Genomic DNA, 20,506 nt, shown 5'->3' with positions numbered 1-20,506 from the left:
CTCGGCATTTTCGGTTTGATTCAGCTTTAGTGTTTACGTCACAATGGTTTAGGTGTGGTGGTCTGCGTTGCTCACCACTTAACGCGGCGTTATGCGCTATCTACGTCAACTGTTGTTTTGTGTTGTAGCTTCAATAGATTATGAAAAGCTAGTTGCTATTCATATAAAAATTTCTGTCTGATCTCATGAAAGCTGATTGGCTCGAAAATAGATGTATCCAAAAGGTAAAATAGTAGCCTAAATTTTCTAAGAAGAGGCTCAGATGGCTAAGGTAAAACTCATTGGTTCAGTAGGCGTAAGTGGGAAAAATCAGACAATTGATATAAAGGAAATACAAAAAGGACTCAACCTCACTATTTCGTTGTTAAAACCAATTGCTCAATTAAAAGTTGATGGTTCTCTAGGTAGAAATCCTGAAAAGTCAAAGACGGTGGCTGCTATAAAGGAATTTCAAAAGAGGGTAGTTGGGATGGTAAGACCTGATGGAAGGGTTGATGTAAATGGCAAAACTCATAGGAAATTAAATCATTGCATTCAAAAGAAATTAGAAAAGGCCGCAGTTAAGCCATCGGTAAAAACCCCTTCTAAAATCGCAAAACAGGCAGCTAAAACGTGGGATGTTATTACAGATAATCGAATTGCGACATTGCATAGTTATGTTAGGTCACCAGCGGCTGCGTTCATAAATGCTGTGGAAGAAGAACTTGGTATTGCTTTACGTATAACCCAAGCTCTGCGTACAGTTGAAGAGCAAGACAAATTGTATGCTAAAGGTCGAACAACTGAAGGAAAGATAGTCACCAATGTTAAAGGTGGATATAGTTATCATAATTATGGATTGGCGATAGATGTTGTTGAGATTAAGGATAGAAAAGTTAACTGGAATCCTGACTGGAAAGCAATTGGAAAAATTGGTATCAGTTATGGATTTGAATGGGGTGGAAATTGGAAGAGTTTTGTAGATAAACCACATTTTCAGATGACTTTTGGCCTGTCAATCGCAGATTTGGTTGATGGAGAAAGGCCATGATATATAACTTGTTTAAGATTGTACTCTTGTCCTCATTAACGCTGTATTCATACAATCATGCATGGGCGTTTGACAAGGTGATGTGTGACTTCGAACGTATGCATCATTTAATTGATATGAAGGAGTCTGGTTTATCTATTATTGAGAAAAATAATTTATCACAATCGTCAGAAGGTAGCTTGATTAAAGAATACTGGGACGGCGATGAATTGAAAATAGTTAGGGTTATATATTATGGTGAAACAGGAAAGTCTGAATTAAGCTATTATCCTAGTGATAAGGATTACCTTGTTAAGGTTTCCGATTATTTCTATACGGTTCCAATATATCTAGAGTCATCAAAGATAGTATCTATAAAAGAATCTATTTTTGCAATTTGTCATGATATTGAACCAAACTACCCTAATAGTTCTTCTCTAGATACTGAGTACAAGCGTGCATTAAGTATTCTTAATCAGCTCAATAAGACGGGATTGTGAACAGGTATGTGACATTTTGTACTAGAATACAAGACGCATAACAAAGCATTTAAGAGTGATTCCCAACGCTTGGCATTTTTGATGTCATCGTTGGGTTTTGTGTTTATGGTGGTATGGTAAGGTTTCGAGGTAGCGTTGCTCACACCTTAATGCGGCGTTATAACTCATCAGAGGTTCATCATGAGTAAAAACTTGAAACAATGGAAGAATACACTCAACTCAGAGCAAATTGCTCATGGGATGAATGTAGCGACAGCTAATGCAGTGAGGCTGTTAAAAGATGCGGAACTTTTGTTTCAGGCTGGCAGTTTTCCTACGGCATGTTCAATAGCAATCTTAGCTATCGAAGAAGCAGGTAAAATTTCAATCCTCAGAGAGTTATCTGTAGCTCGTGATGGCAAAGATGTTAAAGAGGCATGGAGATCATATCGTTCCCATACACACAAAAATGTGTTGTGGATGTTTCCATCATTAGTTCAGAGTGGTAATAAAACACTGGATAGTCTGAGCAAACAGCTTGAACGAGGTTCAGAAGCTACCGTCATATTAGATGACTTAAAACAAATTGGGTTTTATACAGATTGCCTTGGAAATAGGAATTGGTCTGTGCCTGATGAAATTATTGATAAAAGTGCAGCTACAGATATCTTAGAAATAGCTCGAATTTTATGTAGTGAACGTACTTACTCAAAGAAAGAAGTCGATCTGTGGGTAAAACATATGAAACCTGTTAAGGGCTGTGCTGTTGAGATTGAAAAGCAAGCTCTCAATAATTGGTTTATTGAAATGCAAGCAAATGACTTGATCAAAGAGCACTCTATAAAGTTCTCTGATTTTATTGGTGAAAATGAGTTATAACAAAGCATTTAAGAGTGATTCTCAACGCTTAGCATTTTTCATTCCATCGTTGAGTTCAGTGTTTACGGTGGTCTGGTTGAGTTCCGTGGTCGCGTTGCTCACACCTTAATGCGGCGTTAGCCTTTTCTTCATGTGGCTAGATTCAACGGAGTATCACCGTATATTTAGAAGGTAAGAATGAAAAGATTAATATTGGTTGCGGGGTTGTCTTTCAGTCAGTTAACACTTGCTAATGATGTCGAAAATCTGTTTAAACAATCTATGTCGTATTATCGAAATGCCACCTTTTGCATGTTTTATGATAAATCTAACATGGATGATGATTCGTATATGGCATCCTATTATTCAATATCCAGATCTGTGCAGGAATTAGAAGAAAGTATGTCTTGGTCAAAGTGGGGAGCTAAGAAGGTGTTGGATCATATCATCATTCAAGAAGTTGCTGAGCAGTCACCTGAAAGTGAGGTCGCTCAATTGAAGAATAGATGTGCAAATATTTCCAAACATGCAATTCATCTGTCAGCAAAGAGCCTGCGTGAAGATATAGATAAATTAAGAGCATCAGGTGAAATGTAGATCACGTGAGTAAAAGGCTAACAAACTGTTTAAGAGTGATTCGCAACGCGTGGCATTTTCATCATGCGTTAGTTTAGGTGATTAAGGTGGTATGCGGCGGCATTGGTATTGCGTTGCTCACACCTTAACAGGGCGTTAAAACTCTCGTAGGAATTCAGAATGGATTTAATATCAAAATCGAGTACTTCCATAGCAAATTCTTTAGCTAAATCTTTTGCGTCGAATGTTATTGAAAGGTGGACTCGACGAAGGGCAGAAAAGTTTTTTGAAGAGTTTCAATTTAAGATTGCCGAATCTAGGCTTGTCGGTGATAACCAAATCCATATCGCTCAAGAAATTGAAGATATCATATCGACTGAGCTGGGTAGTGAAGTTGTCTTTGATGCCTATCGTAGAGTTAGCTTAGCGAAATCCAAGGTGATTGGTCCAAGAATAATAGGTTTTTTAACAGCGGAGATCTGCTTAGAAAAACGACTAGCTGATGACGTTGAAGACTTGATATTTTCCGTCGCGGAAACGTTGAATGACATAGAAATGCTAAATTCGATGTATGCATTAGAAGATTGGTTTGAACGTGCAAAAGCAGGTAAGCGCAAAGGCTATCAGTCGAGAACTGCATATATAGAAAATAATGAACTTGTTTATGTGCTTGAGCACCATGAGTCTGAAACAACTTTTGGTGATTCAGATGAGATTGATCTCAGTATTAATGGTCTAGATGAAGAGTTCGGAGTCGGTTTGCAAAAATTGAAAAGCTTGGGACTTTTGACCGCAAGAATTCACCAATCGTCGGTGAGTTTTACTGAAGATAGTGAAAGGCATATTGACTATGATGGTTCAGTTCAAATAACGTTAAAAACACTCTCATTTCCTTTGGAATATCGAAGGCTTCTTACATTAATCTCGCAGATGTCAAAGGGAGTAGAGTTTTAACAAACTGTTTAAGAGTGATTCGCAACGCGTGGCATTTTTACTATGCGTTGCTTTAGGTGTTTAAGGTGGTATGCGGTGACTTCGGCATTGCGTTGCTCACACCTTAACAGGGCGTTAGTTGCTTGGAGTTAAAATGAACATTTCGAAAAATAAAAATAAGCAAATCAATGATCTAATTGAAAAGTGTAAATCTAAACAAGGCGAATACCTTCCTTCACATCATGGTTCTGGGAGCTGGGCTACCACATACTCCACTGAGTTTATCAATGCCGCTAGTGAGTTGTATGTCCTCTTTCAAGATCTTGGTCTTGGTGACCCTCTATATTTGCTTTCAAATAAACTCAGGGCAGCAGGTATTCGCTCATGTCGTGGCGCAGAATTCCACGTAGACCGCGTGGACTATTTATACAACACTCACCTGCGTTTTCGAATTGAAGAGTTGCGTGCAAAACAGAAAAAGAAGCCAGTTCATAACAAGGTTGCGTGTACGTATTGTGATAAAATGGTGGTTGATATCACTCAACACGTCAGTCAATCGCACCCCGAGTCTTGGCTCGAATTTTACGCAAGGTCTGGCGTAAACCTAAAAGGTAAAACTAGGTGTTCCTCTTGCGGTTCATTCTTGAAATCAATGGATGGGCATAAAGAAAAGTGCCTGAGGACGTTAGAAGTTCGCAACTAACAAACAATTTAAGAGTGATTCAGCACGCTTGGCATTTTTGGTTTGGGTTAAGTTCAGTGATTACGGTGCTCAAGTGGAGTGTCGTGGTCGCGTGCTTCACACCTTAATTGGGCGTTATGCGTAAAGCGGTATGTAACACCTACAAAAAATGGATGGTTAGTATGGAGTTTGATGTTATTTCTCAGGGTGTAGACTCAGAACAAGCGTTGATTTATATGTGGGAAATTTACGATAACAATGATGTTCTTGTTGGAAGGTATGTCGGTAAAGCGAAAAATGGCGCTAGACGTCCTTTGAAACACTACAAAAGGAATGTCGAACGATTGTTAAAAGGACGACCGTATCGTAAATCAAACCCTGATGGATATCGCGTTGTGCATAAGGTGTTAGCTGAAGCAGTGGATAAAGAGCAAATTATAAAGCTGTACTTTCTAACAAATATCGACGATGGAGACGATATCAATCAGGTAGAGCAGGCAATGATTAGTAAATACGATTGCAAAGGTTCAAAATCTTGGCAGTTAAATGGCTAGAATTTACGCATAACAAACTGTTTAAGAGTGATTCGCAACGCGTGGCATTTTTATTATGCGTTGGTTTTAGTGTTTAAGGTGGTATGCGGCGGCTTCGGTATTGCGTTGCTCACACCTTAACAGGGCGTTAGCTTTCTATAGGAGAATGGGGTGAGTCAATATTTGATCGAACCTGAAGTCCCTGGGGGATTTGGTAAAAATACTTTAGGGCGTTTTGATGTACACCCGCCAATAGTAGAAAAGTTACACCTAGAGTTTGATGGGTGGCTGGGTGATGATTTATTAGAAACATTTCCGTGCTTTTTAGTTTCTGAACATTTAGCGACAGCATTAGTTGCATCAAAGTTGTCTGGGTACAATCTTGAGGCAGTGGAACTATCAACTTCTGATATGTTTCAAGAGTTACAGTCAGAGCGCTGTTTACCTCGTTTCTCGTGGTTACAAATAACGGGACACACCGACAAAGATGACTTTAGCGTGTCTGAAAAAGGGATACTATTAGTCTCTAGAAAGGCTATGCAGCTGCTGCAAAAGTTTCAATTAACTAATGCTGATATTACAGTGTACAAAAGCTAACAAACAATTTAAGAGTGATTCAGCACGCTTGGCATTTTTGGTTTGGGTTAAGTTTAGTGATTAAGTTGGTCATATTAAGTGCCGTGGTCGCGTGCTTCACACCTTAATTGGGCGTTAGCGTTCATAGGCATCTGTACAGTAGTTAGATATTAAATTAGAATGCGCTCCCTTTTTTAACACGATGTATTGTAATGGGTAAAAATACGCCTACCGATGTTGCGGCATTAGCTGGAGCTGCTACTGCTGCCGGTGTTTCTGTTTTTGTGTCCAGTGGAGCGTTCGGCATTCTTTCTATTGGTATCGGTTTAACATTGATGACCTTAGTTGTTACTTATGCCTCGGAAAGCGCTAAGAATAGTTCTCAACGATTTGCATTTTCTTCAGTCTTTGGTCTATTGTGCGTTTTAATTGCGGCTCCAATTTACGAACTAATTGGGGTTTTTAATCGTAGTTTGGATAAGTCAAAGCCACTCCTTGCTTATGTGGGAGAGATGGACGTTTTAAAATGTGGTTATGTAATGAGTAGTTCGTTGTTTATCACATGGGTTATTTGCTCTGCTATTACGTTTGCAATGGTTAGTTTAATCTTTAGAAATACGCAAAATAGTACTAGCTGAACCAGGAACGCTAACAAAGCATTTAAGAGTGATTCGCAACGCTTGGCAGTTTCGCTTCGCTCAAGTATAGCCAAGCGCCGCTCACACCTTAATGCGGCGTTATAACAATTTAAAAAGTTAGGAGTTAAAATTGAGTATCCCTGAAATAATTGGATTAGTGGCATCATTAGTATCTCTAATAATTGGCTTTTATGCGGTATGGTTGTCTGTGACATTTTATAAATTGTCAACAAAGAACTCGCAAGAGCTAGAAAAAGCGTCAACTGATATCAACTCTACTGTAAATAGATTAGAAGTATTGTTCGATAAACTGTATTCCGATACTTTTGGTATTATGAAGGATACGGTGAGCGATATGCGTAAACATGTTTGGAGTGGGCATGATACGGTGGAAAGAAGCCCCAACGCTTTTGATTCTAGGTTAAATGAATTGAAGTCCGATATTAACAAAAGCATAGAAGAACTCAAAAAAAGCCAAGGTAACTCCGATAAGCAGTTTGACTATTTAGTTGAAAAAATAGAATCCCTTGTTACCGAGAAAATCGATGATACCGTCAGTAAACACGCTACTTCTTGGGAGCAAAAGGAGAACATCGTAATTGAAGCATTGAAAAAACACCGAAAGCTTTCAACGAAGGCGTTGCGAGCCTTAGTGGAAACGGATGAAGAAGAATCTGCGTCCTTGCTGTTTATTATGAACCACAATGGCCAAATAGCCTGGGAAGGTAGTGGGAATACTTTTAACGATGAAACAATGGTGAAGCTTGGGAAGAAATTGTTATAACAAAGCATTTAAGAGTGATTCGCAACGCTTGGCAGTTTCGCTTCGCTCAAGTATAGCCAAGCGCTGCTCACACCTTAATGCGGCGTTATGTTTCCGAGTACCCCACGTTTAGTAGACACTTTACTAAGTTAGATCTAGGGTCTAATTGAGAGGTGATTTATGGCTAAACATCGTAATCCAGCGTACACCGAAGAGTTCCGCAAAGAAGCAGTCCGCTTGGCCAGTCTTCCTGGCCGAACAGCCGTCTCCGTTGCCAAGGAGCTGGGCATCAGTGCCCAGCAGATCCGGAACTGGAAGCGCCAGTTCACACGCCTATCTGATAAACAGTTTAACACCTTAGATGGTGTCGATTATTCGAAGAAAGAGTCCGAAGAGCTTCGAGCGCTAAGGCGCGAGAACAAGCGACTCAAAGATGAAATGGAATTCCTAAAAAAGGTCTCGGCGTACTTCGCGAAGCAGCAAGAGTGAAGTACGAGTTCATTGAAAGCTATACCGGCGAGTACTCGATTAGCTTAATGTGTCGTATGTTAGAGGTGAGTCGAGGTGGTTACTACAAGTGGTGTCATCATACGCCGAGTGAGCGTTCAAAGCGGCGAGAGCGCTTTGAGCAGCTCGTCATGTGTACCTTTGCCCAATATCGGGCACGTTACGGTTCAGTGCGAATAGCCGAAGAGCTCAACGAAGCAGGCCATGCCTGCTGCGTGAATTATGTGGCTGATATTATGAAGGAAAAAGGTATCAGGGCACGTAATGGCAAAGGGTTTAAATACAGCAAGGATGTGGCTGCGATGACGAATGTTGCTGACAACTTACTGCGTAGAGACTTTGTATCTGAGACACCGAATCAGAAATGGGTCACGGACATCACGTATATCTGGGTGAAGAGCCGTTGGCTCTTCTTGGCGACAGTGATGGACCTGCATTCAAGGCGCATTGTGGGTTGGTCTCTAGGGACAACGATGACCGTCGAGCTCATCACCAATGCGCTAAAAATGGCGTTTGAGTCACGTAAGCCGCCTAAGGGCGTCATTATCCACTCGGACCGAGGTGTACAATACAGAGCATATAAATATCAAGACTTCATGCGCAAGCATGGAGGTGTACCGAGCATGAGTCGGCAGGGTAACTGCTGGGATAATGCGGTGATGGAGTCGTTCTACAGTCGACTGAAAGTCGAACTGATATACGCAGAAGACTATCAAACAGTCGAAGAAGCCCGAATGGGCATCTTCGAATACATCGAGGTATTTTACAATCGCAGAAGAAGACACTCAGCGTTGGGGTACATCAGCCCAGTTGAGTACGAAAGTATGTAGTTATGTACTGTCTACTTTTTGTGGGGTACACCAGTTTCCGAGTGCCCCACGTTTAGTAGACACTTTACTAAGTTAGATTTGTTGTAACCCATATTCAATGTTCTACTGTTTTACATCACCTTTTATAGATTTCATGAAATGTCCGTTTGCTAAATATATGCATTTTGTATATGTTATCAACTAAATCAATTAGTTATCGTTGCTAGTTGCCAACTTCTTAGAGTGATATTTATGTTGAAGATTTTATTAGAAGCATTTCATGCAAAAGGGTATGAAGGATATCTTTCTGAAGATGCCCAAAAAAAATTTGCGGATTCTTTGTTAAAAATAGCAGATAAGATGTTTTGGGCACCCATTGCATATTTCGGTGTATCTGTTTATCAAAATAAGGCATTAGATTTATGGGGTATTGTATATCTGACTATCTTTTTTGTTTTAGCGGTATGTTTGAGGCATCAAGGTTTAAAAGTATATGACTTACACTATGAAAAGAAAAAGGCGAAAGAAGAAAAAGCGAGATTAACGAACAAAAAGTAAACATAACAAAGCATTCAAGAGTGATTCCCAACGCTTGGCATTTTTCATTCCATCGTGAGCTTCGTGTTTACGGTGGTATAGTTGGGTTTCGTGGTAGCGTTGCTCACACCTTAATGCGGCGTTAGCATGCAGTATGAGAATTGAGGTTATAAAAAGTTTGAATTGCAAAGAATATTTAAAAAATCACCCTATAAGTTATAAATCTATATTCTACCCGTTTGTGGGGTTTGGTATCACTTCAACTGTTGTGTGGTTTCTCATATGGTTAGACATAAATCCTAAGTTTTTTGGTGAATTTCTATTGGAGCAAGTCGGCCTGAAATGGATTTGGGTTTTTGCTTCAATCTCGATATCATTTTTGAGTGTTAAGTATGTCATTAGCGGTCCAGTCGAAAATTATGACGACAAATATGTAAAATTATTTGGCCTATGGTCTGCTAACACTGCTTTAGGAATGAGTTCAACATATGTCGGAATTATGTGGGGGGCGCTAATTCCGGCATATTTCTCGAGGAATTCATTACCCTCGGAGTTCGCTTTTACGAAATTGTTTACGGTTTCTTGTTTAGCACTATTCGCAGTAATATGTATTTATGCGTTCTATCACATACTAACGGCAAACAAGAACGCTCCCAAGTGGCACTATGAACAAGCTAACCATAGGTTTTATAAGTTTATGATCGCAATTTTTGCATTTACATTTTTAAATGGCAGAGCTCTTGATGTCTTGCGAATTTTTAGACCAGATTGGTTCTGATCCATCATGCTAACAAAGCATTTAAGAGTGATTCGCAACGCTTGGCAGTTTCGCTTCGCTCAAGTATAGCCAAGCGTCGCTCACACCTTAATGCGGCGTTATAAATATTGGAGCATCCGTGAAAGATAACATTCGATACTTCAAACAAAAGCTCAGTGAAATCTACGATATCAATGTCACTGAGGTTACCCATCTATCGAGTATGCATGAGTTATATCAACTCAAAACAGTTTGCTCTAACCAATATATTGTTAAGCTTTATAAAGCTAGTGATTGCTCTTTATCGCACTTGACGTCAATGACCGAGTTCAATGCTAGCTTGAAAGCTAATGGGGCTTCCGTAACCGTCCCTGTTCTTGGAGCTGATGGTAAGTATGTCCAGCATATTGGTGATAAGTATGCAGTGTTAAGCCATTTTGTACATGCTGACAAGGTGTCCACTATCAGTTCTTCTCAATGTTACTTATTTGGTCGAGAGTGCGCTCGGCTGCATTTAACAGAGAGTCGGCAAGATTTTCCGCATAAAAAAACTGAAGAGCTGCTGACTTCCCCTTTGCTCAATATCAGAGCCGGTTATAGCCGCAAGCAAGAACAGGTTGGTGTTATAGAAACCTTAGCTACACAAGCGGAGGTCAACTTGTCCAAGTTGCCTTTGCCGGAGGTTTTGTGTCACGGAGACTTCCATTGGGGTAATGCAATCTTCTCACCTCAGCAGATCACGATCCTTGATTTTGACTTTTGTTGCAGAAGTTGGCGAATATACGATCCAGTAGTCTTCTTGTGGAATCTTCTATTCACTAATAGTGACAATATTAAACGACAATGGTCATCATTTCTAAGTGGTTACCAGTCAATTTCAGCACTTTCTGAAGACGAGCTTGGCGCTATTCCTTGGTTGTTGATAGCTCATAATATTTGGCATATTGGTTTCATCGGTGGGGCAACAATTGATGAGTGGGAATTTGATGATTACTGGTTCGATCGTAAGTTCGAGTTGTTTGAGGTAATTGGAGAAATGTACCCATAAAAATATTTATAACAAAGCGTTTAAGAGTGATTCTCAACGCTTTGCATTTTGGGTTTGTATCGGCTTTAGTGTTTACGGCACAATGGGTTAGGTTTGGTGGTCGCGTTGTTCACACCTTAACGCGGCGTTAGGTGCTTGAAGGAAAAGGTAAGTATGGAAATTGCTTTTCAGCAGATAAACATTGATGATTTCGAATTGTGCGTAGCTGTGAGAAAAGATGCATACTTTTGTAGTTTTGGGCATTACGATGGTTTCGACGACTTCATCAGTGGTTATCGTGAACGAGTATTAGACCGGCTAGCAACATCAGGATGGTTCTATATCCATATATTTGTGGATGGTCAGTTTGCAGGGCAGTTAGAGTTTCGTAGCTTTTCACCCGAGCCGGAGACTGGCTATGTGCATCTCATTTACTTAAAGCTGAATTTTCGTGGTTCAGGACTCGCTGCAAAATTGCAGGATTATATTGTAAGCGCGTTGAGTACAGCGGGTTGTTTGCGTGCTGTACTTTCAGTAAGTCGAACTAACCATCGAGCTCTCACATTCTACAAGCGCCATGGTTGGGAGTTCGTGCGCAAGAATCCCAAGCACGATGAAACCGACTTTTACCAACTTTGGCTACGCACCTAACAAACTGTTCAAGAGGGATTCGCAACGCGTGGCATTTTCACTATGCGTTGGTTTTAGCGATTAAGGTGGTATGCGGCTGCTTCGGTATTGCATTGCTCACCCCTTAACAGGGCGTTATGAGTATTCGAGGATAACATGACAGAATTTGACTACGGTATATTAGTAGTAAAAAGTGGTAAGTATGCTGGTCGCATTTGTTATTATGACGATGATATATGGGATGATGACTTAGAAATTGAAGTTGCTGTTGTTTATTTTGGGGAAATGTCGCAGTGTCGAAAGTACTTTTGTATTCCTTTTTCCTGTCTTGCATATCCAACAACAGAAGACCTAAAAAATAGAAGAAATCAATTGCGTAATAGCATCGGTTTAATCGAACCTAAGCATCTACGAAATTATGAAATCACAGAGTTGCATCTCATTGAGTCAACTCTGTATGAATGGCTGTTATCAGCAAGGTATCAAGAAGTGGATCAAGGAAAAAAAGTATTTATATCCCATTCATCAAAAGACAAAGATTTTGTTCGTTGGTTGAGTTCCGACTTATCCAATGCTGGGCATACGCCGTGGTTAGATGAATGGCAAATAAAGGTTGGTGATTCAATACCGGAGAAAATTGAGTCAGGTCTAGATGATGCAGATGCTATTATCTTGGTGCTTTCTCAAAATGCTGTCGAATCAAAGTGGGTTGAACGAGAGTGGCACTCAATGTATTGGGACGAGATTGAGTCTGGCAATATTATGGTCTTACCAATATTGTATCAGGACTGCAAAATTCCTCGTCTACTTAAAATGAAAAAATATGCAAATTTCATTCAGGACTACAATTCAGGTTTAGAAGACGTCTTGCTTGCGTTGAAATAATACTCATAACAAAGCATTTAAGAGTGATTCCCAACGCTTGGCATTTTTCATTCCATCGTTGGGTTTTGTGTTTACGGTGGTATGGTTGGGTTTCGTGGTTGCGTTGCTCACACCTTAATGCGGCGTTATGAGGCGTCGCTATTTAGCTTAGAGATTTATGATGAAAAAAGGATTTATTTACCTATTGCCTCTGCTTCTCGTTGGCTGCTCAGCGAAAGTTGATAAGCTGAGTTACTTGAAAGTATGGGATGACAAATGGCAAGAGTGCGACAAAATTGGTAAACAAACGATATTAGATTTCCCCAAATCTGAATGGTTTGAAAGCCTGAGCCTTGACGATAAAAGAGAAGTATTCTTATACATTCACTTTCTTAAGGACTATGAGTGCACTCAAGTCGAGGCGAGCAATCTCAAGGCTGTGTTAAATGAAGTAGATATCACTACTTTAAATGAAGTCTTAAAAGGTTTTATCTATTTTGACAAGCCAAGTGATTCAAGAATTCAGCATTTAGACCAGCGACAAGTTGAGGTCTTGTCTGGCGAAATCAGTAGCCCTTTTAATGCTATATCTACGGCTGAAACAATGGGGCTAGTTGAACAACAGTGAGAGCGCGCCTCATAACAAATTGTTCAAGAGTGATTCGGCACGCGTGGCATTTTTACTATGCGTTGGTTTTAGTGGTTAAAGTGTTATGCGGAAGCTTCGGTATTGCGTGCCTCACACCTTAACAAAGCGTTATGCCTTTTGGGAGAAAATATGCAGTTTTACAAAGCAGATGAATATCAGGCATCTTGCGAAAACCTGTATCATAAGTACGAACTTGAGATAGCTGCTTTACTTCCAGATGCATCTATTGAGCATATTGGAGCTTCCTCTATCCCCAATGCTGTATCTAAAGGTGACCTAGACATACTTGTTGGTGTTAACGGCAAGGAACTAGAGAATGCAGTAAAGTTACTTTCTACTCTAGGCTTCAACGAAAAATCCGATACGTTAAGAACTCCGGAGCTTTGCATGCTGGAAAATAGCTCAGGTGAGGATGTCGCTTTTCAAGTTGTAGCTAATGGTTCGGAATTTGAGTTTTTTGTGGGGTTTAGAGACAAACTCCGTAAAAGTCCTGAGTTAGTTCAACGATACAATGAGCTGAAAATGTCTTGTACAGGTTGGTCTCAAGAAGAGTATCGTCGGAAAAAATCAGCTTGTATTGAGTGCGTGTTAGGACAGGCATAACAAACTGTTTAAGAGTGATTCGCAACGCGTGGCATTTTCACTATGCATTGGTTGTAGTGTTTAAGGTGGTATGCGGCGGCTATTGTATTGCGTTGCTCACCCCTTAACAGGGCGTTAACTGGATTCAAGGAGTTTTGAGTTTATGAATAAATCTTCAGCAGAAATCTTGAGCGATCATATTAATTGGATCGAACAGTCTGCATACGACGTGAAACATCAATTTGACCAGTTTGGATATGACTATGACCTTCTAAAAGGCTATGCGGATCTTAGTGTCTCAACTTTAGGTATTTCGGAGTCTGAATCCGTGATCTTTGGTACGGAAATCTTAGATAGTTTTTCCGATCAAGACAGTGACTTTTATGAAGATAAACGTGAATTGATATTTCAGTCATTAGTGGGTTTGCCAAGCTTAAACCGACAGTTAGAAAATGGCTTTATAGATCTCGGAATCAATTTTCATACACCTCAAGATACAGATACAGCAATGGCATATCTTAATTTTGGCGATGACTTCGAGAAAATCTATAAAAGGTATCGTTTCCCATCCAGTTAACAAAGCATTTAAGAGTGATTCTCAACGCTTGGCATTTTTCATTCCATCGTTGGGTTTAGTGTTTACGGTGGTATGATTAAGTCTCGTGGTAGCGTTGCTCACACCTTAATGCGGCGTTATGTGTATTAACTTGGATCTCTTTTTCGGTAGTAATATACGGATATACGCTGAGAAAAAAATGCTAGAGCTAGCATTGCCAACACGCCAATCACGATGAGAGCAATAAAAACGGCAGCTAAATCGTTATAACCATTAGACGCTACGTATAAGTTGACTAACTTGATTCCTAGCACCAATATGAGAATCATCCCGATTATGGCGAACAAAATAATGCCCCATGCATGTAGATCTGGGGATATTGGTCTTTGGTATTTCTGAGCAGCCATAATATTTACCACTGAGCAACCTTGTATCAAGTATAGCCGAGTAACTTCTAGACTATACACATAACAAAGCGTTTAAGACGGATTCCCAACGCTTGGCATTTTTGGCTTACTTTGGGTTAAGTGTTTATGTCACAATAGTTTAGGTAGGGTGGTAGGCGTTGCTCACCACTTAACGCGGCGTTATGTAGCTAGGTAAGAAATGGAGTATAAATGCTTGGTTTAGTTCGATTTGTATTGGTTGCGAATGTAATAGCAGCCGTAATAGTTGTTGGTCTAGAGATGTCTACAGGCTTCTTTGGACTTAAGTTTGTATCGGACTATGCATTTTTCATCGTAATGCTTATATGGGGAACGACAGCCTTATTTTTCATGTATCCACCTCTGGGGGGTATGGGGCAGTCTGATGACAAGGTTGATAGGATTACAGACTCAATGGTTGACCGTAGTGTTGCGGACGAAATCGATGATGAGCGGTTCTCAGAAAATACAGCCTTTTGTATCAAACTGCTCATAGCTGGCGTGCCTGCATTCTTGGTTTGTGTCCTTGCGAACATCGCTACATAACAAACTGTTCAAGAGGGATTCACAACGCGTGGCATTTTCACTATGCGTTGGTTTAAGTGATTAAGGTGGTATGCGGCGGCTTAGGTATTGTGTTGCTTACCCCTTAACAGGGCGTTATACAAATAAAAGGAGTTAGTCAGATGCGTCTGTATGTACAAGATCGTCAGACAGGAAAGAAAACATATATTCAGAATACGGCTAAAACGCGTCAAGAGTTAGCTCAAAGCTTAGGTTCTAGCCGTTTAAAGGTTAACGATAAGGTTTACTCCGTCAATTCAGTTCTAGCTGAATCAGACAATAAAACAGCACCAGCAATGGCTTTAGGTGGTGTTATTGGAGTAATGGGTGGTGTGCCAGGAGTAGTGCTAGGTGGTTTAATCGGTGGGTTGCTCGGTAAAAGTAACGACGATGAAGACCAAAAAAAGGTAAACGAATTTAATGGGAGTAAATATGCTTCCTAAATTTAACTATCGTCTAGTCGTTGTTCTCATTGTGCTTGTCGCGATAGCAGCTACTTATATTACCGATCAGAAGTATTACAATGAAGCTATACGAAGTGTACTTGAGTGGAAGCATCTTAATATAAGTATCTGGTTTGGTTCACTTATATGCTTTGTTTTACATTACCTTTCAGCCAAAGGGTCAAGTGCCGAGTATGCTGGGCTAATATATAAACAATTTGGTATTTTCGCTGACTCGGCTTTTGCTGCTATTACTTACGGGTTAGCAATGACTACCTCGGCATCCATTCTTAAAGGTGTTTATATCCAACAGTTTTTTGGTGATGTAATTTACTTCAACCACTTTGAGTCACTAGACATATATTCGATGCTAGTTGTATGTTTGTTCTTACTAGGCTATTCACTATGGTCATGTACAAGAGCTGCCTGGGAAGCAATTGTGTTTAGTAGCGCAGAAAGAGCGGAAGCTGTATACGATTAACTATTTGTATAACAAAGCATTTAAGAGTGATTCGCAACGCTTGGCAGTTTCGCTTCGCTCAAGTATAGCCAAGCGCCGCTCACACCTTAATGCGGCGTTAGTACGGGTTTGACATCAAAGGTCATAAGTTTTGGTGTTTATCTGTTTTGGCGCTCGTCTTTACACCTTTCAGTTAGTGCCTTTCACGTTCTTTCCGGTGGCGCTATATGCGGAGTGTTCGCTTTGATTTCATCGTTTACGGCTTCTAACTCTTAGCCTATTTCTTTGGCGCTTTTTCATTTTCGTGGTGTTTTTTGAGAGAGCCTTGATTACTTTTGGTGTGGCTGTTGAGTGACGAGGAAAGAATCCTTTTTTAATTTAAAGCCAGTGAAAGTAGGGCAGTTCAGTGCATTTTTCTTCTAGCCAACTTTCGTCTTTCAATCGGGGTAAGGTTTTGTAGCAGCCCGTCTCACTTCAGTGTTCAAAGCCTTTCATATCATGCCACTTTTCAATATCTTGGAGCGCATAAATAGAAGTAGCGCATGTACTAACAAATTGCTTAAGAGTGATTCGTAACGCGTGGCATTTTTACTTTGCGGTGGCTTATGGTGATTAAGGCGCTGTGCGGTAGCTTTTGTATTGCATTACTCACACCTTAGCAAGGCGTTAGTACGGGTTTGACATCAAAGGTTATAAGTTTTGGTGTTAATCTGTTTTGGCGCTCGTCTTTACACCTTAAAGTTAGTGCCTTTCACGTTCTTTCCGGTGGCACTATATGCGGAGTATTCGCTTTGATTTCACTGTTTACGGCTTCTAACTCTTAGCCTATTTCTGTGGCGCTTCTTCTCTTTCGTGGTCTTTACTACGTCAGAATTGTCTTTCTTTTGTGCTGCCGTTGGAGTGCGAGGGTCGAATCCTTTATTAATTTAAAGCCAGTGAAAGTAGGGCAGTTCAGTGCGTTTTTCTTCTAGCCAACTTTCGTCTTTCAATCGGGGTAAAGTTTTGTAGTTGCCCGTCCCACTTCAGTGTTCAAAGTCTTTCATATCATCTCAATTTTCAATATCTTGGAGCGCATAAATAGAAGTAGCGCATGTACTAACAAATTGCTTAAGAGTGATTCGTAACGCGTGGCATTTTTACTTTGCGGTGGCTTAGGGTGATTAAGGCGCCGTGCGGTAGCTTTTGTATTGCGTTACTCACACCTTAGCAAGGCGTTATGTGAATAGGAGATTCCAGTGAACAAGGTAGTCAAAGAACGCTTCGATGAATATCCGGAAAATGCTCGTATTAGGCTAGAGGAGCTACGAAATCTAGTCTTTCAAATCGCATCTGATTTGGAGTTAGGTGAAGTCGATGAAACTCTAAAGTGGGGTGAACCTAGCTATAGTGTAAAAACAGGCAGCCCGCTAAGAATAGACTGGAAGCTGAAATCTCCTAACAATTATTACCTGTTCTTTAATTGCCAAACTAAGTTAGTCGATACATTTCGAGAATTGTATGGTGAAGAACTGGTGTTTCAGGGAAACAGAGCAATAGTTCTGTCATTATCGAAAGCGTTACCAGAAACAGCAATCAAGTCCTGTTTAGAGTTAGCTTTAACCTATCAACAGCGTAAAAATTTGCCTCTTTTGGGCGCGTGAAAAAATTCACATAACAAAGCGTTCAAGAGGGATTCCCAACGCTCGGCATTTTGGGTTTGATTCAGCTTTAGTGATTACGGCACAATGGTTTAGGTGGGTGGTCTGCGTTGCTCACCCCTTAACGCGGCGTTAGCTTTCTAGAAGTCGATCGCATAGATGGCGATGATAAATAGGTCACTATTTCTTCTGATTGTATTAAGTACTTTCTTCTATTGTCAACGGAATGAGAGTAATGAATAACTTTAGTCGTTTGCCTTATAAATTGCCTAGCAACGAAGCCGATGCGGTTAAATCATTGGCGAAGATATTGAATATCCCGCAACACTTAGTTCAAGGAGATCCTGTTAAAGTCTCGCAAGCTATGTCTGGAACCATTATGTATCGTCAGTTGGACCGCAATGCTAGGCAACAAGCTATGGCAATTATACACAGCTTAAGTAGCGGTCCTTTAAAGAGCTGTCTCATAACAAGATGCACAGATGTGTTGGTAAATCCTCAATGGGGAGAGTGGTCACTGACTACTGAAGAGCTAACTGAAATTCTAAAATTTCATAATGACTTTAACCGATGGTCAAGTATCTTAGGAGCAAATCCTGGAGCTTATGGAGCAGGCGGAGCCGCTTGGAGTATCATCAAAAAAGGCGCTAGCTCTGGGAATGTAGCTGTTTTGATTGCATCAATTGCTCTAGTGGGAATTCATGAGTTTTCTTATAGCGAAATGCAAAAGTACACGGCAGAGTTAGAAAGGCGAAAGTGATGTTTAAATATACAATATTGTCGCTGTTTAGTTATCTAGTACTAATTTCTTTTTCTATATACTTGGGTTCTGCACTTTCAATTCCAGCTCTTCAAGGGAATAACATTGTAGCGTTATTGCTACCCCTTATCGTTCTCAACTATAAGTTGAACATTGAGAAAGGCTTTAGCGGGGGAAAAGTCTTCATTGCTTTTTTTGTATCGATAATCTATTGCTCTGTTTCGAGTGTTGTTTCGTACATTCAACAAGCAAAGCTTCTTGATACAGTAGAAGCTAGTTTAGTGATTTTATTCCCTTTTGCCTTACTATGCATATTAATCGCAACAAAACGCATATAAAGCTAACAATCTGTTTAAGAGTGATTCGCAACGCGTGGCATTTTTGTTATGCGTTGCGTTTAGTGTTTAAGGTGGTATACGGCTGCATCGGTATTGCGTTGCTCACACCTTAACAGGGCGTTAGTCGCCAGAAAAAGCTAGCAATCAAAATCATGTTTCTGAGCTTAAAATTTAGCAGCTGTTTGCTTGGTACACCGATTAATCGTAGATCATCAGAGCTTAGTTCTAGCTGTTTTAAGTCCAAAGTTTTGTACCTGTCCTAGCTGTTGTTTTGTTCTTTGGTGCTTACAGAGTAGGGCAATCGGGAGTCTATTTTTGGTTGCAACTCCGCTCGGTGAGTTTGTCGGTACAAAAGCCGATTTACTCGCTGAAATGACGTTTTCTCTGGTGTTGTAAGTTCCACGTGGTTTCAGTGACTTTGTTGAAAGTCCGCACTGTGAGATTGGCTTTCCAAAAGCGCTTTTTGGTATTGTCAGTCCGTTTTCTGCGGCGTTGTTTGTTCCAAGTGGTTTCATTGAATAGCCGCTTTGAGACTGCGCCTGACTAAAGTGCATCAAAGCACATAAAGTTTGTTGTTCGCAAAGTTTAGTTCGGCTTAAAATTGTCGCTCGGTGCCTCGCGACTAACAAACTGCTCAAGCGGGATTCGCAACGCGTGGCATTTTTACTATGCGTTGGTTTTAGTGATTAAGGTGGTATGCAGCGGCTTCGGTATTGCGTTGCTCACCCCTTAGCAGGGCGTTAGCTGTTTCTCACGTTAAGCAATTAGGATAAATATGGATAATCTTCTTAGAGATGAACTGCTTCGTTCATATGGAACTTACTGCTCCAATAAAGAAGCCGATAATTTTGAAGAATATCAGCTGCTTGGAGCGGCAAAGTACGCCAAATCTATAGCTTACAAGTTAGAAGATCTAGATTTATTAGGTCTTGCCTCAAAAATTGAAATAGAGCTACTAGAGCGAATAAAAACTGAAAATGAATACTACCTATCTTTTGATGAGGCTCCGAGTGAGTTTCCGCATTTAGAAGATGGGCGAGAGTTTTGTAAAGATCTGTTTTATAAACAAAAGCGCTATAGAGTTGATATGAAACCGTACCGAAGATTACTCTTTGATCACGAGGAAACATTTATATCTGCAGGACTATATGACTCTTTAGTTAAATACCTCGATGAAGACGCGGTTCTTCACAAGATCTACAATCAGGTAAAACACAAAATCATGTATTACCAAGGCGCCACCCTGCCTGAAATTAATAAGGTTGATGCTCTGTTTAATGAAGCTTTCGAGGATATTTGTCGAAAGGCCGATAAACACCTTGAACGCCAATTGAGTAAAGCTGTTGCTACAAACAGCTAACAAACTGTTTAAGAGTGATTCGCAACGCGTGGCATTTTTACTATGCGTTGCGTTTAATGTTTAAGGTGGTATGCGGAAGCATCGGTATTGCGTTGCTCACACCTTAACAGGGCGTTATACGCTTTATGGAAAATGATACAAAAAGGACGTTATGAAGTTATCTGAGTTACAAAGTCATATAAAAGAATTCGATTATGCGCCAGAGCAATCTGAACACTATTTTTTAAAACTAATCGAAGAAGTTAGCGAATTATCGGAATCTATTTGCAAAGGTAAAAGTGGGCAACCAACGCTAGATGAACTTAAAGGTTCAATCGCAGAAGAGTTATATGACGTCTTGTATTATGTTTGTGCTTTAGCCAATATTCACGGTGTAAACCTTGAGAAAACGCATGAATTAAAAGAAGTTTTGAACAAGGTTAAGTACAACCGCTAGAACGCGTATAACAAATTGTTCAAGAGGGATTCAGCACGCGTGGCATTTTTACTAAGCGTTGGTTTTAGTGATTAAGGTGGTATGCGGTAGCGTCGGTGTTGCGTGCTTCACCCCTTAA

27 protein-coding genes are annotated in these 20,506 nt (G+C 40.3%); 26 read left to right on the top strand and 1 reads right to left on the bottom strand.

Annotated elements, in window-relative coordinates; genetic code table 11:
• Positions 1-262 precede the first annotated feature (262 nt).
• The 24 genes from J4N37_RS08615 to J4N37_RS08460 all read left to right on the top strand — a co-directional run bounded on the left by J4N37_RS08615 (position 263) and on the right by J4N37_RS08460 (position 18,254).
• Positions 263-1,030: a M15 family metallopeptidase gene (locus J4N37_RS08615; protein WP_079402518.1), complete on the top strand. Its 768-nt coding sequence runs from the start codon at positions 263-265 to the stop codon at positions 1,028-1,030.
• Positions 1,027-1,509: a hypothetical protein gene (locus tag J4N37_RS08610; protein WP_038884254.1), complete on the top strand. Its 483-nt coding sequence runs from the start codon at positions 1,027-1,029 to the stop codon at positions 1,507-1,509. Before J4N37_RS08615 ends, J4N37_RS08610 begins: the two co-directional genes overlap by 4 nt.
• A gap of 180 nt (positions 1,510-1,689) precedes the next feature.
• Positions 1,690-2,367: an AbiV family abortive infection protein gene (locus J4N37_RS08605; RefSeq protein WP_252040597.1), complete on the top strand. Its 678-nt coding sequence runs from the start codon at positions 1,690-1,692 to the stop codon at positions 2,365-2,367.
• 177 nt (positions 2,368-2,544) lie between these two features.
• On the top strand, positions 2,545-2,943 hold the full coding sequence (locus J4N37_RS08600) for a hypothetical protein (RefSeq protein ID WP_252040595.1): 399 nt from the start codon (positions 2,545-2,547) through the stop codon (positions 2,941-2,943).
• Between the two features lie 159 nt (positions 2,944-3,102).
• The gene (locus J4N37_RS08590) at positions 3,103-3,876 is read left to right on the top strand and encodes a hypothetical protein (protein WP_038512108.1); all 774 of its coding nucleotides are present in this window, start codon (positions 3,103-3,105) and stop codon (positions 3,874-3,876) included.
• 133 nt (positions 3,877-4,009) lie between these two features.
• The gene (locus tag J4N37_RS08585) at positions 4,010-4,558 is read left to right on the top strand and encodes a hypothetical protein (protein WP_252040593.1); all 549 of its coding nucleotides are present in this window, start codon (positions 4,010-4,012) and stop codon (positions 4,556-4,558) included.
• A gap of 161 nt (positions 4,559-4,719) precedes the next feature.
• Positions 4,720-5,091, top strand: coding sequence for a hypothetical protein (locus J4N37_RS08580; RefSeq protein ID WP_038512111.1), 372 nt, complete (start codon positions 4,720-4,722; stop codon positions 5,089-5,091).
• A gap of 150 nt (positions 5,092-5,241) precedes the next feature.
• Positions 5,242-5,667, top strand: coding sequence for a hypothetical protein (locus tag J4N37_RS08570; protein ID WP_009698359.1), 426 nt, complete (start codon positions 5,242-5,244; stop codon positions 5,665-5,667).
• 191 nt (positions 5,668-5,858) lie between these two features.
• Positions 5,859-6,284, top strand: a complete 426-nt coding sequence (locus J4N37_RS08560) for a hypothetical protein (protein WP_069687283.1) — start codon at positions 5,859-5,861, stop codon at positions 6,282-6,284.
• A gap of 130 nt (positions 6,285-6,414) precedes the next feature.
• Complete coding sequence (locus J4N37_RS08555; RefSeq protein ID WP_252040591.1) at positions 6,415-7,068, top strand: hypothetical protein; 654 nt, start codon at positions 6,415-6,417, stop codon at positions 7,066-7,068.
• 159 nt (positions 7,069-7,227) lie between these two features.
• On the top strand, positions 7,228-7,536 hold the full coding sequence (locus J4N37_RS08550; protein ID WP_004413754.1) for a transposase: 309 nt from the start codon (positions 7,228-7,230) through the stop codon (positions 7,534-7,536).
• Entirely contained in the window at positions 7,533-8,384 is an 852-nt protein-coding gene (locus tag J4N37_RS08545) for an IS3 family transposase (RefSeq protein WP_252040589.1), read from the top strand. The genes J4N37_RS08550 and J4N37_RS08545 overlap by 4 nt, the downstream gene beginning before the upstream one ends.
• Before the next feature lie 231 nt (positions 8,385-8,615).
• On the top strand, positions 8,616-8,921 hold the full coding sequence (locus J4N37_RS08540) for a hypothetical protein (protein WP_199481180.1): 306 nt from the start codon (positions 8,616-8,618) through the stop codon (positions 8,919-8,921).
• 875 nt (positions 8,922-9,796) lie between these two features.
• The gene (locus tag J4N37_RS08535) at positions 9,797-10,705 is read left to right on the top strand and encodes a phosphotransferase enzyme family protein (protein ID WP_252040587.1); all 909 of its coding nucleotides are present in this window, start codon (positions 9,797-9,799) and stop codon (positions 10,703-10,705) included.
• A 153-nt stretch (positions 10,706-10,858) separates the two neighbouring features.
• On the top strand, positions 10,859-11,335 hold the full coding sequence (locus J4N37_RS08530) for a GNAT family N-acetyltransferase (RefSeq protein ID WP_252040585.1): 477 nt from the start codon (positions 10,859-10,861) through the stop codon (positions 11,333-11,335).
• Positions 11,336-11,470: 135 nt separating this feature from the next.
• A complete protein-coding gene (locus J4N37_RS08520; RefSeq protein ID WP_252040583.1) occupies positions 11,471-12,199 on the top strand; it encodes a toll/interleukin-1 receptor domain-containing protein in 729 nt (242 codons plus the stop codon).
• Between the two features lie 157 nt (positions 12,200-12,356).
• Positions 12,357-12,806, top strand: a complete 450-nt coding sequence (locus tag J4N37_RS08515) for a hypothetical protein (protein WP_100085115.1) — start codon at positions 12,357-12,359, stop codon at positions 12,804-12,806.
• Between the two features lie 150 nt (positions 12,807-12,956).
• A complete protein-coding gene (locus J4N37_RS08505) occupies positions 12,957-13,430 on the top strand; it encodes a GrpB family protein (RefSeq protein ID WP_252040581.1) in 474 nt (157 codons plus the stop codon).
• Between the two features lie 142 nt (positions 13,431-13,572).
• Positions 13,573-13,986 carry a hypothetical protein gene (locus tag J4N37_RS08495; protein ID WP_252040579.1) on the top strand — a complete coding sequence of 138 codons (414 nt, stop codon included), beginning with the start codon at positions 13,573-13,575 and terminating at the stop codon, positions 13,984-13,986.
• 596 nt (positions 13,987-14,582) lie between these two features.
• Positions 14,583-14,936: a hypothetical protein gene (locus J4N37_RS08490; RefSeq protein ID WP_252040578.1), complete on the top strand. Its 354-nt coding sequence runs from the start codon at positions 14,583-14,585 to the stop codon at positions 14,934-14,936.
• A 140-nt stretch (positions 14,937-15,076) separates the two neighbouring features.
• Positions 15,077-15,397 carry a hypothetical protein gene (locus J4N37_RS08485; RefSeq protein ID WP_039479238.1) on the top strand — a complete coding sequence of 107 codons (321 nt, stop codon included), beginning with the start codon at positions 15,077-15,079 and terminating at the stop codon, positions 15,395-15,397.
• A complete protein-coding gene (locus J4N37_RS08480) occupies positions 15,387-15,878 on the top strand; it encodes a hypothetical protein (protein ID WP_039479241.1) in 492 nt (163 codons plus the stop codon). The genes J4N37_RS08485 and J4N37_RS08480 overlap by 11 nt, the downstream gene beginning before the upstream one ends.
• Before the next feature lie 1,214 nt (positions 15,879-17,092).
• Positions 17,093-17,497 (top strand): DUF1801 domain-containing protein, encoded by a 405-nt coding sequence (locus tag J4N37_RS08465; RefSeq protein ID WP_031847005.1) that lies wholly within the window; start codon positions 17,093-17,095, stop codon positions 17,495-17,497.
• Between the two features lie 232 nt (positions 17,498-17,729).
• Complete coding sequence (locus J4N37_RS08460; protein WP_252040577.1) at positions 17,730-18,254, top strand: hypothetical protein; 525 nt, start codon at positions 17,730-17,732, stop codon at positions 18,252-18,254.
• 550 nt (positions 18,255-18,804) lie between these two features.
• Here J4N37_RS08460 and J4N37_RS08450 read toward each other — a convergent pair.
• Positions 18,805-19,107, bottom strand: coding sequence for a hypothetical protein (locus J4N37_RS08450; RefSeq protein WP_252042127.1), 303 nt, complete (start codon positions 19,105-19,107; stop codon positions 18,805-18,807).
• Positions 19,108-19,367: 260 nt separating this feature from the next.
• On the opposite strand from J4N37_RS08450, the gene J4N37_RS08440 reads away from it, so the two are divergent.
• Positions 19,368-19,952 carry a hypothetical protein gene (locus J4N37_RS08440; protein ID WP_252040576.1) on the top strand — a complete coding sequence of 195 codons (585 nt, stop codon included), beginning with the start codon at positions 19,368-19,370 and terminating at the stop codon, positions 19,950-19,952.
• Between the two features lie 151 nt (positions 19,953-20,103).
• The gene (locus tag J4N37_RS08430; RefSeq protein WP_252040572.1) at positions 20,104-20,388 is read left to right on the top strand and encodes a MazG nucleotide pyrophosphohydrolase domain-containing protein; all 285 of its coding nucleotides are present in this window, start codon (positions 20,104-20,106) and stop codon (positions 20,386-20,388) included.
• Positions 20,389-20,506 lie beyond the last annotated feature (118 nt).

It is taken from the genome of Vibrio sp. SCSIO 43153 (genome assembly GCF_023716625.1).
GTDB lineage: Bacteria > Pseudomonadota > Gammaproteobacteria > Enterobacterales > Vibrionaceae > Vibrio > Vibrio rotiferianus.
This window is presented reverse-complemented; position numbering and strand designations above follow the sequence as displayed.